At 69.0% G+C, this 15,607-nt stretch carries 14 protein-coding genes; 12 read left to right on the top strand and 2 right to left on the bottom strand.

Features of this window, described 5'->3' with window-relative positions; genetic code table 11:
* Nucleotides 1–6: 6 nt before the first annotated feature.
* Nucleotides 7–1,089 carry a Holliday junction branch migration DNA helicase RuvB gene (gene ruvB / locus ABZ803_RS04215; protein WP_040867707.1) on the top strand — a complete coding sequence of 361 codons (1,083 nt, stop codon included), beginning with the start codon at nt 7–9 and terminating at the stop codon, nt 1,087–1,089.
* Between the two features lie 27 nt (nt 1,090–1,116).
* Here the strand turns inward: ruvB and ABZ803_RS04210 are convergent, their stop codons facing one another.
* On the bottom strand, nt 1,117–1,680 hold the full coding sequence (locus tag ABZ803_RS04210; RefSeq protein ID WP_040867704.1) for a DivIVA domain-containing protein: 564 nt from the start codon (nt 1,678–1,680) through the stop codon (nt 1,117–1,119).
* A 151-nt stretch (nt 1,681–1,831) separates the two neighbouring features.
* Complete coding sequence (locus ABZ803_RS04205; protein ID WP_357032510.1) at nt 1,832–2,497, bottom strand: TetR/AcrR family transcriptional regulator; 666 nt, start codon at nt 2,495–2,497, stop codon at nt 1,832–1,834.
* A gap of 36 nt (nt 2,498–2,533) precedes the next feature.
* Here ABZ803_RS04205 and ABZ803_RS04200 point away from each other — a divergent pair, with 36 nt between their 5' ends.
* From ABZ803_RS04200 to ABZ803_RS04150, 11 genes are all read left to right on the top strand, one after another.
* On the top strand, nt 2,534–4,039 hold the full coding sequence (locus tag ABZ803_RS04200) for an NAD(P)/FAD-dependent oxidoreductase (RefSeq protein WP_357032507.1): 1,506 nt from the start codon (nt 2,534–2,536) through the stop codon (nt 4,037–4,039).
* A 171-nt stretch (nt 4,040–4,210) separates the two neighbouring features.
* A complete protein-coding gene (gene yajC / locus ABZ803_RS04195; protein WP_357032504.1) occupies nt 4,211–4,567 on the top strand; it encodes a preprotein translocase subunit YajC in 357 nt (118 codons plus the stop codon).
* A gap of 119 nt (nt 4,568–4,686) precedes the next feature.
* A complete protein-coding gene (secD, locus tag ABZ803_RS04190) occupies nt 4,687–6,366 on the top strand; it encodes a protein translocase subunit SecD (RefSeq protein ID WP_357032501.1) in 1,680 nt (559 codons plus the stop codon).
* Nucleotides 6,367–6,373: 7 nt separating this feature from the next.
* Nucleotides 6,374–7,609: a protein translocase subunit SecF gene (gene secF, locus ABZ803_RS04185; protein WP_357032498.1), complete on the top strand. Its 1,236-nt coding sequence runs from the start codon at nt 6,374–6,376 to the stop codon at nt 7,607–7,609.
* 17 nt (nt 7,610–7,626) lie between these two features.
* Nucleotides 7,627–9,348, top strand: coding sequence for an ABC transporter substrate-binding protein (locus ABZ803_RS04180; protein ID WP_357032495.1), 1,722 nt, complete (start codon nt 7,627–7,629; stop codon nt 9,346–9,348).
* A 37-nt stretch (nt 9,349–9,385) separates the two neighbouring features.
* Nucleotides 9,386–9,958, top strand: a complete 573-nt coding sequence (locus tag ABZ803_RS04175) for an adenine phosphoribosyltransferase (RefSeq protein WP_357032492.1) — start codon at nt 9,386–9,388, stop codon at nt 9,956–9,958.
* A 90-nt stretch (nt 9,959–10,048) separates the two neighbouring features.
* Nucleotides 10,049–10,654, top strand: coding sequence for a DUF4291 domain-containing protein (locus ABZ803_RS04170; RefSeq protein WP_357032489.1), 606 nt, complete (start codon nt 10,049–10,051; stop codon nt 10,652–10,654).
* 165 nt (nt 10,655–10,819) lie between these two features.
* A complete protein-coding gene (locus ABZ803_RS04165; protein WP_357032486.1) occupies nt 10,820–12,409 on the top strand; it encodes an ATP-binding cassette domain-containing protein in 1,590 nt (529 codons plus the stop codon).
* Between the two features lie 284 nt (nt 12,410–12,693).
* On the top strand, nt 12,694–13,641 hold the full coding sequence (locus ABZ803_RS04160) for a hypothetical protein (RefSeq protein ID WP_357032483.1): 948 nt from the start codon (nt 12,694–12,696) through the stop codon (nt 13,639–13,641).
* Nucleotides 13,642–13,655: 14 nt separating this feature from the next.
* On the top strand, nt 13,656–14,909 hold the full coding sequence (locus ABZ803_RS04155) for an adenylosuccinate synthetase (RefSeq protein ID WP_357032481.1): 1,254 nt from the start codon (nt 13,656–13,658) through the stop codon (nt 14,907–14,909).
* A 68-nt stretch (nt 14,910–14,977) separates the two neighbouring features.
* Entirely contained in the window at nt 14,978–15,604 is a 627-nt protein-coding gene (locus ABZ803_RS04150; protein WP_357032478.1) for an NUDIX hydrolase, read from the top strand.
* Nucleotides 15,605–15,607: the final 3 nt, after the last annotated feature.

The following is a 15,607-nucleotide window of genomic DNA, read 5'->3' as shown; positions in this document are numbered from 1 at the left end:
CGCGTCATGGACCACCACGAGGAACCTACCGAATCCCAGGTCAGCGCAAGCTATCTGAGGTCCGACGGCGAAATCGAGGCGAGTCTGCGCCCGCAGTCGCTGGACGACTTCATCGGCCAGCCCCGGGTGCGCGAACAGCTCGCGCTGGTATTGCGCGGAGCCAAACAGCGCGGCGGCACACCGGACCACGTCCTGCTGTCCGGCCCGCCGGGTCTCGGCAAGACCAGCATGGCGATGATCATCGCCGCCGAACTCGGCACCGCCCTGCGGATCACGTCCGGTCCCGCGCTGGAGCGAGCGGGCGATCTCGCCGCCATGCTCAGCAACCTGGTCGAGGGCGACGTGCTGTTCATCGACGAGATCCACCGGATGGCGCGGCCCGCGGAGGAGATGCTCTACCTGGCGATGGAGGACTTCCGGGTCGACGTGGTCGTCGGCAAGGGGCCCGGCGCGACCTCCATTCCCCTGGACATCGCGCCGTTCACCCTGGTCGGCGCCACCACCAGGTCCGGAGCGCTGACCGGTCCGCTGCGCGACCGTTTCGGTTTCACCGGGCACATGGACTTCTACGAGCCCGGCGAACTGCTGCGCATCCTGAAGCGCTCGGCGCACATTCTCGGTGTCGTGATCGAGGAGGAGGCGGCAGCCGAGATCGCGGGGCGCTCGCGCGGCACGCCCCGCATCGCCAACCGTCTGCTGCGCCGCGTCCGCGACTACGCCGAGGTGCGTGCCGACGGCCGCATCACCCGCGCGATCGCCCACGCCGCGCTCGAGGTCTACGACGTGGACGTGCTCGGCCTCGACCGGCTCGACCGCGCGGTCCTCGGCGCCCTCGTCCGTAGTTTCGGCGGTGGCCCGGTGGGTGTGTCCACTTTGGCCGTCGCGGTCGGAGAAGAGGCCGCGACCGTGGAGGAGGTGTGCGAGCCGTTCCTGGTGCGCGCGGGCATGGTCGCGCGCACACCGCGCGGCCGGGTCGCCACCGCGGCCGCCTGGGAGCACCTCGGTCTCGTCCCGCCGCCCGACCTGGTGTTCGGCTCCATCGAAGTGCGCGGTCGCGAGCCACACCCCACGCTCGATCTCTTCGAATGAGTCGCCCGTCCGGGTGACCGACCGCGGTCAGCGGCGATCGCGCAGGGCGGCGGCGACCAGGTCGAGGAAGGCGTCGACCTCGTCGCGTTGATAGCCGCGGGTGCCGAGGCGGGCCTCGGTGAAACGGACGGCCTCGACATCGGCGATGGTGAGACTGCCGGGCCCGCCGTGCACGAGGGTCGCGGCCACCAGGTCGAGGAAAGCGCCGACCTCTTCCTCGTTGTATCCGCGCCGCCCCACCGCGGCTTGGCTGAATCGCATGCGCCGCACGTCATCGGGAGTGAGGATGGCGTGGCCGTTGCCGTTCGCGGCCGGGACCGGGCGGACGCCGCGCTGACGGAACTCCAGCTCGACGCGCAACTGGTCGAGATATTCGTCGACCTGGTCGGCGCGGTAACCACGCTGACCAAGCCGCGGCGCGCCGAAACCGACATGCCGTAGATCGTCGGCGGCCAGCGCGCCCTCCCCGGCCAGGGTCGCGGCGACGAGTTCGAGGAAGGCATCCACCTCGTCCGCGTGGTAGCCCCGGTGCCCGAGCGTGGGGGTCGCGAAACGGGTGCGGCGCACGTCCTCGGGAGTCACGGGCGACATTCTGTCAGGCGCGGTGCGCCGGGCCGATCGGAAGGGAAATTTCGTGTTTCCCTGGCCTTTTGCGAACAAGGGCCGTCCCCCTGGCGAAAGCGTCGGATCAGTGCGCCTCACCCTAGCGCCGGTGGCGGTGTCAGGGGGATTGCCGAGCCGCTCAGTCCTTGCGAACGCCGTCCACGAGCAGGCGGCGGATCGCCTGGGTCAGCCCGGCGATCGAAGCCTCGTCCGGTTCGCGCAGCGAGTAGACGATGCCCGCGATCAACATGCCGGTCACCGCCCGCGCGGTGTTCATGGTGTCCAGGTCGGCGCGCAGGTAGCCCTGCTCGACGCCGTGGTCGAGATAGCCCGCGGTCAGCGCGTCGGCCGTGTCGAGCAGCCCGTAGAGCCGCTGGGTGAGCTCGTCGTCGATGCCGGTGGCGTGGAACAGCAGCAGCTGGGCCACCCGGCGATCGGCCAGCAGGATCTCGGTGAGGGCCACGCCGATGCGGTCGATCTGGGCGCGGTACTCGTCGAGGGAGGCGGCGGCGTCCGGGGCGTTCTCGGTGCCGAGGGCGGCGATGATGCGCGCGGCCAGGTCGTCGATGACGTGGTCGATGATGTCGCGCTTGTTGCTGAAGTACCGGTAGAAGGTGCCGTGACCGATGCCCAGCTGTCCCGCGATGTCGGCGATGCCGGTGGCGTGATAGCCCTTCTCCGCGAAGCAGACGAACGCGGTGTCGATGATCTCCTGACGCAGTTCGGCTTTCCGTCGCTCGGCACGCGTGGATGGCTTCGTCACCTTGCCGATGATACAGTCATCACAAACGGAATGATGTGTCATTCCGTGATATGTGGTTCAGCTAGCAGGAGGTTCGGTGTGGCGCCTCAATACGACGCGGTCGTGGTCGGTGCGGGGTTCGGGGGCATGGGAGCGGGGATTCAGCTCGATCGGCTCGGCCTGAGCAATTACGTCATCCTCGAACGCGAGGACGATCTCGGTGGCACCTGGCACGTCAACCACTACCCCGGTCTGGCGGTCGACATCGCCTCGGTCACCTACTCCTACTCCTTCGAACCGAATCCGCACTGGTCGCGGCTGTTCGCGCCGGGCGAGGAGCTGAAGAAGTACGCCGAACACGTCGCCGACAAGTACGGCCTGCGCCGCCGCATGCGCTTCGGCACCGTCGTCGACGGCGCGCGCTGGGACGAAGAGCGGCAGCACTGGGTGGTCTCGATCGCGGGCGGGCAGACCGTCACCGGCCGCTATCTGCTGACCGCGACCGGATTCCTGTCCCAGCCCTACACGCCGCCGTTCCCGGGCATCGACTCGTTCGCGGGCAAGATCATTCACACCACGGCCTGGGAGGACGGCTTCGACCTCACCGGCCGCAGAGCCGCGATCATCGGCACCGGCGCCACGGCCGTGCAGCTGGTGCCGGAGGTCGCCGAGAAGGCGCGGGCGCTCACGGTGTTCCAGCGCACCCCGATCTGGGTGGTCCCGAAGATCGACACCGCGATCCCCGCGCCGGTGCGCAAGCTGTTCGAGCGGGTCCCCGCCACGCAGAAGGCCGCGCGACTGGTCAACACCAGCCTGCTGGAGGCGCTGATGGTGGTCGGTGTGCTGCACTTCAAGCAGGCCAGGCTGCTGAACAAGGGCGCAGGCGCGCTGGCCAAGGCGCATCTGCGGGCGTCCGTGCGGGACAAGGAAACCCGCAGGAAGCTGACCCCGGACTACGACTTCGGGTGCAAGCGGCCGACCTTCTCCAACCAATACTTCACCACGTTCAACCAGCCGCACGTGCGGCTGGAGACGAACTCGATCGACCACATCGAGCCGGACGGCATCGTCACCGCGGACGGGCACAAGACCGAGATCGACACGCTGATCCTGGCCACCGGCTTCAACCTGTGGGACGTGAACTTCCCGGCCATCGAGATCATCGGCCGCGACGGGGTGAACCTCGGAAAGTTCTGGCGGGACAACCGGTTCCAGGCCTACGAGGGCATCACGGTGCCGAAGTTCCCCAACTTCCTCAGCCTCAACAGCCCGTACTCCTACAGTGGCCTGTCCTACTTCACCACCATCGAAGCGCAGATGAAGCACATGGGCCGCCTGTTCGGCGAGCTGCGCCGCCGGGGCGAGACGACCTTCGAGGTCACCGAGCAGGCCAACGCGGCGTTCCTGGACCGGGTCACCGCCAAACTGGGCTCCTCGGTCTTCTACGGCGGCGACTGCGCCACCGCGCGCAGCTATTACTTCAACCAGCACGGCGAGGCGGCCCTGCTGCGGCCCACCAGCACGCTCAACGCGCATCGCGAGGCGGTCGCCTTCCCGCTGGAGGACTACGCCTACGGCAGGACCGCCTACGGCAGGACCGCCTGAGGTCGGCGCCCCGCCTCGCCCGCCGGAGTGTCGTTGGGCGGGCGATGCGGGGCGCGATGAGAACGTTGTAGCTGCCCAGCGGGTGTGCGGGTGTGGCACTCGCGCGATGAACTGGCAGACTGTGTGGGTACTTGTCCATCCCACCCACGACACTAGGGACTGACTTCGACGATGGAACTGCTGTTTCCGCTGCTACTGGTAGCCCTGCTCGTGCCGATGTTCCTCGGTGTCCGCCGTCAGAAGCGGGAAGCCGAGAAGGTCGCGGGCATGCAGGACAACCTGAAGGTCGGCGATCAGGTCGTCACCACGTCGGGTCTGTACGGCACCGTGGTCGAACTCGATGACACCACGGTCGATCTCGAGATCGCCGAGGACGTGGTCACCACGTGGCTGCGCCAGGCCATCCGTGAGGTGCGCACCGAAGAGGTGGGCGCCGAGGAGACCGGTACGGAGACCGGCGGCTCGGACGCGACCGACGCCGTCGAGGAATCCGCCGAGCAGACCGAGACCCGCCTGACCAAGGACTGATCGCTCCGGTTGTGCCCCGGCTCGCCGGATGTCGCCGCGGCCGTTGGTCCGCGCACCCGGCGCCGCTGGCGCACGCCCGCTGTTCCATCCTCGACTTCCCGCCTAGGAGATGACGTACTGTGCCACCTTCCCAGGGATCGGCGCACCCGCTGCGGTTGCTCGGTGTCTATGCCGCGCTGCTGGCCGTGATCTATGCGCTGGTGTTCTTCACGGGTGACAAGTCCCCGACACCCAAGCTCGGTATCGATTTGCAGGGCGGCACCCGCGTCACGCTGTCCGCGCGCACGCCGGACGGCAGCAAGCCGAGCCAGGACAGCCTGAAGAAGGCGCAGGACATCATCGAGAACCGGGTCAACGGGCTCGGCGTCGGCGGCTCCGAAGTCGTCATCGACGGCGACAACATCGTGATCACCGTGCCCGGCGACGACGGGCAGCAGGCGCGCGCGCTGGCGACCACGGCCAAGCTCTACATCCGGCCCGTATTGCAGGCCGTCCCGGCGGCTGGACGCGGCGCTACCCCGCAGACGACCCCGGGCACGCAGCCCGCGCCGGCCGCGCAGCCGACGACGCCGGAGACGACGCAACCGGCGACACCGGAGACCACCGAGTCCACCCCGGCTCCGCAGCAGCGCGTGTTCCCCGCTCAGCAGCCGACGCAGCCTCCCGCCGATCCCAGCTTGACGCCCACCGAAGAGGCGACGAAGGAGATCCAGGCGGCCAGGGCGCTGCGGCAGAGTTCCGATCCGTCCGTGCAGCAGACCGCGCTGGCCACCATGGACTGCGGAAAGGCGGATCCACTCGCGGGCAACGACGACCCCGCTCTTCCACTGGTGACCTGCTCGACCGACGGCACCGAGGTCTTCCTGCTGGACAAGAGCCGCATCGACGGCCAGGAGATCAAGGACGCCACCTCGGGGCTGAACCAGCAACAGGCCAGGCACGAGGTCTACCTGGACTTCAAGTCCGGCGGCAGCGACGCGTGGGCGACGCTGACCGGCGAGTACGTCTACAAGCGGGTCGCCTTCGTGCTCGACTCGAAGGTGGTCAGCGCACCGGTCGTGCAGCAGGGCCCGCAGCAGGGCGGCCGCACCCAGATCTCGGGCAACTTCACCGCGACATCGGCCAAGGAACTGGCGAACACGCTGAAGTACGGCTCGCTGCCGCTGTCGTTCCAGACCTCCGAGGCCGAGACGGTTTCCGCGACGCTGGGCTTGTCCTCGTTGAAGGCGGGCCTGCTCGCCGGGGCGGTCGGCTTGGCCGTGGTGTTGCTCTACTGTCTCGCCTACTACCGGATGCTGGGTTTCGTCACCGGTTTGTCACTGGTGGCCTCCGGATTCGCGGTCTACGGCATCATGGTGCTGCTCGGGCGCTGGATCGGCTTCACACTCGACCTCGCCGGTATCGCCGGTCTGATCATCGGTATCGGTATGACCGCCGACTCGTTCGTCGTGTTCTTCGAACGCATCAAGGACGAGATGCGCGAAGGACGCAGCTTCCGTTCCGCGGCTCCCCGTGGCTGGCAGCGCGCGCGCCGGACCATCCTGTCCGGCAACGCCGTCAGCTTCATCGCCGCGGCCGTGCTGTACATCCTGGCCGTCGGCCAGGTGAAGGGCTTCGCGTTCACCCTCGGTCTCACCACGATCCTCGACGTCGTCGTGGTGTTCCTGGTCACGTCGCCGCTGGTGCTGCTGGCTTCACGGACGGCGTTCTGGTCCAAGCCCTCGGTGAACGGCCTGGGCGCGATCCAGCAGATCGCCCGCGAGCGGAAGGCGGCCGAGGCCGCCCTCGGGAAGGCGTGAGGACGCGATGACCAACAGCCACACCACCCCCTCGCTCGACAAGACGAGCGCCACCGAGATCACCGACGTGTTCGCGGCGGTCGGCGAGCCGCAGCCGCCCAAGCACGGCTTCCTCAACCGCCTCTACACCGGTACCGGCGCGATCGACGTCATCGGCAAGCGCCGGATGTGGTACCTCATCACCGCCGCGATCGTGCTCGTCTCGCTGGGCAGCATCCTCTTCCGCGGCTTCAACTTCGGCATCGACTTCGAGGGTGGTTCCCGCATCCAGTTCCCGGCGGGGAACGCGACCACCAGCGCGGCGGAGGACGTCTACCGCGGCGCCATCGGCACCGACCCGGTCTCGGTGCAGACCGTCGGCACCGGCGGATCGGCCACCATGCTGATCCGGTCCGAGGCGCTGGACCAGCAGCAGGTGGAGGCGCTGAACAACGCGCTGTTCGCGAAGTTCCAGCCGAAGGACAAGTCCGGCAACCCGAGCCGGGCCGCGATCAGCACCTCCGACGTCAGCGAGACCTGGGGCAGCCAGATCACCCGCAAGGCGCTGATCGCGCTCGCGGTGTTCCTCGTGCTCGTGGCGGTCTACATCGCGGTCCGATTCGAACCGCACATGGCCATCGCGGCGCTGGCGGCGCTGGCCTTCGACGTCACGGTCACCGCGGGCGTGTACTCGCTCGTCGGCTTCGAGGTCACCCCGGCCACGGTGATCGGCATCCTGACGATCCTCGGCTTCTCGCTCTACGACTCGGTCGTGGTGTTCGACAAGGTCGAGGAGAACACCCATGGCATCCTGCACCTGACCAGGCGCACCTACGGTGAGCAGGCCAACCTCGCGGTGAACCAGACGCTGATGCGCTCGATCAACACCGCCTTGATAGGTATCCTGCCGATCGTCGGCTTGATGGTGATCGCGGTCTGGATGCTGGGCGTGGGCACCCTCAAGGACTTGGCGCTGGTGCAGCTGGTCGGTCTGCTGGTCGGCACCTACTCCTCGATCTTCTTCGCGACTCCGCTGCTGGTCTCGATCAAAGAGCGCTGGGGGCCGGTGGCGGCGCACACCAAGAAGGTCCTGGCCAAGCGGGCCGGTGCGGCAGGGGCACGGGCAGGCGTCGCGGCCGAGCGCCGGGCGAGCATGGCAGCGGGCCGGGATTTCGAGGAGAAGCCGCGCGGACAGCGCGCGGCGGGGCAGACACCGCGACCCGGTGCGCGCCCGAGCGGTAAACGGCACAAAAGGCGGAACTGACACCAGACAGGGGTTTCATGCGACAGCCACGCGGTGCGGTACGACTGATCGGAGCGCTCGCTGCGGGCACGCTGGCCGCCGGGTTGATGGTCGGCTGCTCCAGTAAGAACCAGGTTCCCTCCATCGGCTACGCGACCGATGCCACCATCGCCACCTATAACGGCGGCAGCACGCTCGGAGCGAGTTCCGGGTCGTCGGCGGTGTTCTCCCGGGTGCTCACCGGCTTCTTCTACACCGGTCCGGACGGCCAGCAGGTCGCCGACACCGACTTCGGCACCGCCAAGGAGGTGCCGGGGGAGTCGCAGACCATCCAGTACCGCCTCAACCCCGACGGCGTGTACTCCGACGGTGTGCCGACCTCGTGCGACGACTTGGTGCTGGCCTGGGCCGCCCGTAGCGGGCGATACACCAAACCCGGTGACCGCGGTGCGGTTCCGCTCTTCGACGCCGCGAGCACCAGCGGCTACGACGACATCGAGCGCGTCGACTGCCAGCCCGGTTCGCGGGATGCCACGGTGGTGTTCCGGCCCGGCAGGCGTTACCTGCCGTGGCGCACTCTGTTCACGGCGGGCGAGCTGGTGCCCGCGCACGTCGCGGCCCGAGTCGCGAACGTGCCCAATGTCGTGTCGGCGTTGCAGACCGGCGACCCGAACGCGCTCGGCAGGATCGCGGAATTCTGGAACACCGGATGGGTCGTCCCGGCCGACGGCCGGCTGGACCTGTCGCGCTTCCCTTCGTCGGGGCCGTACCGCATCGAGTCTTTCGGCAGTGAGGACGGCTTGGTGCTGGTCGCCAACGAGCGGTGGTGGGGCAATAAACCGGCGACTGGGCGAATCGTCGTCTGGCCCAAGACCTTCGACCTGAAGCAGAAGGTCGGCGACAACGCCGTCGGCGTGCTCGACATCGGCGCGCATTCGGTGAAAGACCTGAATCTGAACGGCTTCTCGGTGCAGACCATGCCGGGCCGGGGCGCCGAGCAACTGGTGTTGGCGACCGGCGGTGTGTTCGCCTCGGTCGAGGCGCGCCGCGCGTTCGCGTTGTGCCTGCCACGTCAGACGCTGTTCGACAAGCTCGGCAAGGCACCGGACGCACCGAAGACCGGGCTCGGCTCCGGCCCGCTCGACGCGCACGTCGTGCAGCAGGACTCCCTGTTCTATCCGGCGGTCATCGGCGCGGCCAACAAGTACTCCGGCGGCGACGTGGCGAACGCGACCAGGGCGGTCGCGGCATCCGGTGCGCCGAACCCCACCGTCCGGATCGGCTATCAAGGTCCGGACGATCGCCGTGCGCAGACCGTCGCCATGATCGCCGAGGCGTGCAAACCGGCGGGCATCACCGTGGTGGACGCCGGTGCGCCCGACTTCACTCCCACCCGGCTCACCGAGGGCAAGGTCGACGCCGTCCTCGGCAGCACCGCCGCGGTGCCCGGTCCGGCGGGCTCGCTCGGCGGCGAGGCCGCGACCAGCGCGTTGCGCACCGGTAGCGGGCTCAATTTCGGACGGTTCGGCAACGGCCGTTACGATGCGATCACCGATCAGCTCGGGGCCGACGACAACGCGGCCGCACAGCTGAATCTGCTCACCGAGGCGGAGAACCTGCTGTGGGCGGAGCTGCCGAGCATCCCGTTGTTCGCCACCCCGCGCACGATCGCCTTCGGCAAGGGGCTGCGCAACGGGATCGCCGCCCCCACCCAGGCCGGATCCGGCTGGAACATGGACCGGTGGGTGCTCGAGCGGTGACCGACGGTGTGGGTGATGGGATCATGGAGAGGTGTCGATGAGTAAGCACGCGGCGATCGAATCCGCGGACGTAGCCGCCGAACGGACCACCAAAGCCGCCGAGGTGGTCGACCGTTTGACCCGTTGGCACGACGACTTTCCCACGGCCGGTGTGCGTTTCGCGGATCTCACCCCGGTGTTCGCCGACGCCGAGGGCTTCCGCTCTGTGGTCGACTGCCTGGCCGCGTGCGCGCCCGACGCCGATCTGGTGGCGGGCGTCGACGCTCGCGGCTTCCTGCTCGGCGCCGGTGTCGCCGCGTCCCTCGGCACCGGCGTGCTCGCCATCCGCAAGGCGGGCAAGCTGCCACCGCCGGTGATCAGCCGCGAGTACAGCCTCGAGTACGGCACCGCCGCGTTGGAGATTCCCGCGGACGGCATCGAATTGGCGGGCCGTCGCATCCTGTTGCTGGACGACGTGCTCGCCACCGGCGGCACGCTCGCCGCCGCGGCCGAGATCTTCAAGCAGGCGGGCGCCGAGGTGGCCGCCGCCGCGGTGGTGCTGGAACTCGGCTTCCTCGGCGGGCGCGCACGGCAGGGCGACTACCCGCTGACCTCCATCGTCAAACTCTGAGCCATGCCACGGATCCGCTCGCCACTCGCGGCGGGTCGCGGGTAACGGAAATCCGTTGCCCCTGACCCCGGTGGCTGTCAGGATCGCGGCATGCGAGCTGACGAGCCGACGCGCCGGATCCGGGCGGTCTACGACGAGAACACGATCGTCGTCTATCAGGCATACGCCCCGGAGATCGCGGAATCCGCCCTGGCCGCAGGGACTTTCGTCGCCCCGTTCCGCCGCGAGCGGATGACGTGGATCAAGCCCTCGTTCCTGTGGATGATGTATCGCTGCGGCTGGGCGAGCAAACCCGGCCAGGAACGAGTTCTGGCGATCACGATCACCCGTTCCGGGTTCGAGTGGGCGCTGGCGCATGCCTGCCTCAGCCACTACGAGCCGAAACTGTTCCCGGATCGGCGGGCGTGGGCGGAGCGGCTCAGAACGAGTCCGGCGCGCATCCAGTGGGACCCCGAACGAGATCTCGCACACCGGCCGCTGTCGTACCGCTCTGTGCAGGTGGGCTTGGCGGGTATCGCGGTGGAGCACTACCTCGACCGATGGATCACCGGAATCCGCGATGTCACCGAGGAGGCGCGGCAGCTGCGCCGGATGACAGCCGCGGGGGAGTTGGCGGCGGCGGCGCGGGCTCTCCCCGAGGAACGTCCCTATCCGCTCCCCGCGGCCGTGGCCGCCGTCATCGGCGCGTCGTCCTGAAGCGGACGTGTGATCCGAATTGCACTGGCGCATTCGCCGGAGTTGTGTTTAATCTGGACAGGTCTTATCCCCGTTGATCGGAGTTCTGCCGTTGCTCATTTGAGGTAGCCACTCGTGCGGCCCGCATTCGCGCGCCGTCATTCGTCGCAACCTCCAGGAGCAGGCATGGCTAATCTGTCTTTTTCCGATCTCACTTTCGGCTGGCCGGACGGCACCCCCGTTTTCGACGGCCTCGACGCCGTCCTCGGTCCCGGTCACATCGGCTTGGTGGGCGGTAACGGTGCGGGCAAATCCACTTTGCTGCGGTTGATCGCAGGGGAGCTGAAGCCCGTTCGCGGGTCCGTCACCGTCACCGGGCATCTCGGGTATCTGCGCCAAGATCTCGGCCTGGGTGCGGGGCAGCGCGTCGATGCGGTGCTGGGCATCGCGCGGGTGCGAAAGGCATTGCACCGCATCGAGTCCGGGTCGGGCGGTGAGGCCGACTTCGATCTGGTCGGTAATCACTGGGATGTCGAGGAGCGGGCGTTGGCGTTGCTGGCCCGCCTCGGCCTGCACTACGTCGCCGACTCGGTGGAGCAGCTCGATCGCACGCTCGACACCCTCTCCGGCGGCGAGACGGTGCTGCTCGGACTGATCGCCGAGCTGCTCGCCGAGCCGGACGTGCTGCTGCTGGACGAACCGACGAACAACCTGGACCGGGTGGCGCGCGCACGCCTCTACGAGGTGGTCGGGCAGTTCTCCGGCACGGTGCTGACGGTCAGCCATGATCGTGAGCTGCTCGAGCGGATGACCACCATCGCGGAGCTGCGCCACGGCGAATTGCGGCTGTTCGGCGGGAATTTCAGCGAGTACGAGCGGATCGTCGCGGCCGAGCAGGAAGCGGCTCGCGCCGCGATCCGCGACGCGCGCAGCGATGTCCGCAAGCAGGCCCGCGAACTTGTCGAGGCGCGCGTCAAGCTGGACCGCAGGCAGCGATACGGGCAGAAGATGTGGGATCAGAAGCGCGAGCCGAAGATCATCATGAACGAACGCAAACGGCAGGCGCAGGTGTCGGCCGGCAAGCTGCGCAACAACCACATCGAGAAGCTGGACACCGCCAAGGAACAGCTCGAGCAGGCGAAGGAGCTGTTGCGCGACGATCGGGAGATCCGGGTGGAGCTACCCGGCACGCGGTTGTATCCCGGCCAGGACGTGATCGAACTGGACCGGGTCGAGCTGGCGTGCGGGCCAACGGTGACGTTGCGGGTGTCCGGTCCGGAGCGGATCGCGCTGACCGGCCGCAACGGCGTCGGCAAGACGACGTTGCTGCGGCGCATCGCGCAGGAGGGGCCGAAGGTGCCGTGGCGGATGCTGCCGCAGCGGCTGGACGTGTTCGACGAGCGGCGATCGGTCTTCGAGAACGTCGCCTCGACGGCGCCGCACGCGTCCGCGGAGCGGATCCGGGCGCAGCTGGCCCGATTCCTGTTCCGTGGCGCGGACGCCGACGTCGCGGCCGCGGCACTGTCGGGCGGTGAACGGTTGCGCGCGGCGCTGGCCATGCTGCTGCTGGCCGATCCGGCGCCGCGGCTGCTGCTGCTGGACGAGCCGACCAACAATCTCGACCTGCCCAGCCTGGAGCACCTGACCCAGGCGCTGGCGAGCTTCGAGGGCGCGCTGATCGTGGTCAGCCACGATCCGCGTTTTCTCGACGACATCGGGGTGACTCGTCGTCTCGAGCTCACCGCGGAGGGATTGGCGGAGACGCTCGTGGCCTGACGGCCGGTCTCGGGCGCCGCTTCGGGGCGCGGTAACCGTTCCCACGCTGCGTCCGGGCGGAGGACGAGCCGGCAGCGGTGCCCGATAGCAGGGGGGGCGACGAACCGCGCGGGCTGCGAGCATGCAGACCTGCACGCGCACGGGAGCCAGGCATCGGTTGGGGTGCCCGGCTCCGGTGCGCGTCGTCGAGGTACTACCCGTAGCTCGGGCGGACGGCCGATGGGCGCTCCTTGACCGGTCTAGTTTTAGTCACTTACACTAAAACAAAGAGAGGGCGTGATCACATGGGATACGGAAACTGGGACGACTCCGCCTACCGCGCGGCGAAGACCTTCCGTGCCGCTCGCGGCATCGACGACTTCGGCTACACCGCCGACATGCGGGCCGAGCCGCACGCCGAGTGGCGGGTGCACCCGACGCTGGATCCACTCGGCGTCACGGCGCGCGAATGCCGGGATTCGGCCGAGCACGGCTGCTCGCTGCCCATCGCGGTGCTGTTCGACGTCACCGGATCGATGGGGCGGGTGCCGCGGATCATGCAGGACAAGCTGGGTACCCTGCACGGTCTGTTGCGGCGCAAGGGCTATGCGGACGACCCGCAGATCCTGTTCGGCGCGATCGGCGACGCGGACACCGACCGCGTGCCGTTGCAGATCGGCCAGTTCGAATCCGACAACCGGATGGACGAGCAGTTGCGCGCCATCTTCCTGGAGGGCGGCGGCGGTGGGCAGAAGTCCGAAAGCTACGAACTGGCCGCCTACTTCCTGGCCACGCACATCGCGACCGACGCGTGGGACAAGCGGCGCAAGAAGGGCTACCTGTTCCTGATCGGCGACGAGCTGAACAAGCCGCGGCTGGCCTCCCGCCACATCCGCGCGATCATCGGCGACAGTGTGCGCCAGGACATCTCGGTGGAATCCGTCTACCGCGAGCTCGCCGAGCGCTGGCACGTGCACTACATCCTGCCCAACCAGTCGAGCTACTTCCACGACCCGGAGATCGCCGAGCACTGGCGTGATCTGCTCGGCCAGAACTTCCTGCGCCTGGACGACCCGGCCGCGGTGTGCGAACTCATCGCGCTGACGATCGGAATGGCGGAAGGTCGCGTCGACCTGGCCGCCGGGCTGGCGGATTTGCGGGATGTCGGATCCGGGGCCGAGGCCGCGTCGGTGGGTAAGGCGCTCGGGGCCGACGGCGGGCGGGCGCGGGCATTGCCGCGCGGCCGCGGTTGAAGCCGGGGCGGGCGATGTCCGGGTCGCACATCATCGTCGTGGATCTCGGTTTCGGGGACGCGGGCAAGGGCGCGACGGTCGACTGGCTGTGCGCCCCCGAGTCGGGATTCGAGGTCGCCGCCGTGGTCCGGTTCAACGGCGGGGCGCAGGCGGCGCACAACGTGATCGCCGACGGACGGCATCACACGTTCGCGCAGTTCGGATCGGGGACGTTCGCGGGCGTCCCGACACTGCTGTCGCGGCACATGCTGGTCGAACCGATCGCGCTGGCCGCCGAGGCGCGCGGGTTGGCCGCGCTGGGCGTCCGGGATCCGCTGTCGTTGTTACGGATCGACGGGCGGGCGTTGCTCACCACACCGATCCACATCGCCGCCAACCGTGCCCGCGAGGATGCGCGGGGCCGCGCGCGGCACGGTTCGTGCGGCCGTGGGATAGGCGAGACCGCAGGGTACGCGCTGGCGCACACGGCACCGACCGTGTCGGATTGCCTGCGACCCCGGGTGCTGCGCCGCAAGCTGCGGGCGCTGGCGGCGTACTACGAGCCGCTGATCGCGTCGAGCGAACATCGTTACGAGCCGATCGATGACCTGGTCGACATGTACCGGGAGTTCGCCGCAGCGGTCCCGATCGTCGGCGACGACCAGCTGGCTCGGTTCGCGCGGCGCGGCACGGTGGTGTTCGAAGGCGCCCAAGGCGTCCTGCTCGACGAATGGCGCGGGTTCCATCCGCACACCACCTGGTCGACGGTGGAGCCGTGCAACGCGCACGCGATGCTCGCCGAGATCGGCGCGCGCGGTTATGTGCTCGGCGTCACCCGCACCTATCAGACCCGCCACGGCGCAGGCCCGTTCCCCACCGAGGACCCGGGCCTCACCCTGCCCGAGCCGCACAATGCGGCAGGCCGCTACCAAGGCGAATTCCGTCTCGGGCACTTGGACACGGTGCTGCTGCGCTACGCCATCGAGGTCTCGGGCGGTGTCGACGGTCTCGCCGTCAACCACCTCGACGCGCCCGGAAGGCGTTACGCCGCAACCGGTTACACCGTGGACGGCGCCGCCTGGGACCGGGTGCCCGCCGGACGCGGGCGGGACCTCGACCACCAGCGGGAGTTGACCCGGTTGCTCGCGCGCGCCGAGCCCGTCCTCGCCGAAATGCCGGACGACCCGGTGCCATGGCTGGCCAGGACGCTCGGTGTGCCGGTCGCGCTCACCGCCGACGGCCCCGGCCGCCGCCACCGCACCCGCACGGCGTATCCCGTCGCGGCGTGACCGTCGGCGAAGACATTCCGCGAGACGGGTCCGCCTGCCGCGTGGCGGGTCGGGCAGGATGGGTGGCCGTGGAGCAGTCCGTTGTGTCGGTGGATGTCGTGGCGTTGCGGTTCTGGGACGAGGACGGCGGCGTCCGATTCGGGATCGCACCCCGCGCGATGGAACCGTTCGCGGGGCAGCTCGCCTTGCCCGGTGTGCTGCTCGGACGGGGGGAGCGGCTGGCCGTCGCGGCACGGCGCGCGGTGCACACCAAATTGGACGTCCCGGAGGCCGCCATCGGCTCGGTGGGGCAATTGGTGACCTTCGACGAACCGAACCGCGACCCGCGCGGGCCGACGCTCTCGATCGCGATGTGGGCGGTGGTGGGACCGCACGAGGGACCGGCGCGGTGGACCGCATTCGACGAGGTGCCCGAACTGGCCTTCGACCACAATCGCATCGTCGCGGTGGCCCGCGGTGTCCTGACGCGGTTGCTGTGGAAGGACCTGACATTCACCAGGGCCCTGCTCGGCGAGGAATTTCCGGCGACCAAGGCGGTGGAGGCCGTCACAGCGCTGTCCGGAGCCCGTCCCGACGCCGCGAACCTGAACCGGACGCTGGCGGCGATCCCGGGCCTGGCGCGCACCACCGAACGGCGTCGCGTCAAAGCGACCGGCCGGCCCGCGGCAGTGTGGGCCTTCGGCGCGCAAGAGTGAACG

This window comes from Nocardia sp. NPDC047648 (genome assembly GCF_040642815.1).
In the GTDB taxonomy this organism is placed as follows: Bacteria; Actinomycetota; Actinomycetes; order Mycobacteriales; family Mycobacteriaceae; genus Nocardia; species Nocardia gamkensis.
Note: the sequence above shows the minus strand (reverse complement) of the source record. Positions and strands in the feature narration are given on the sequence as shown.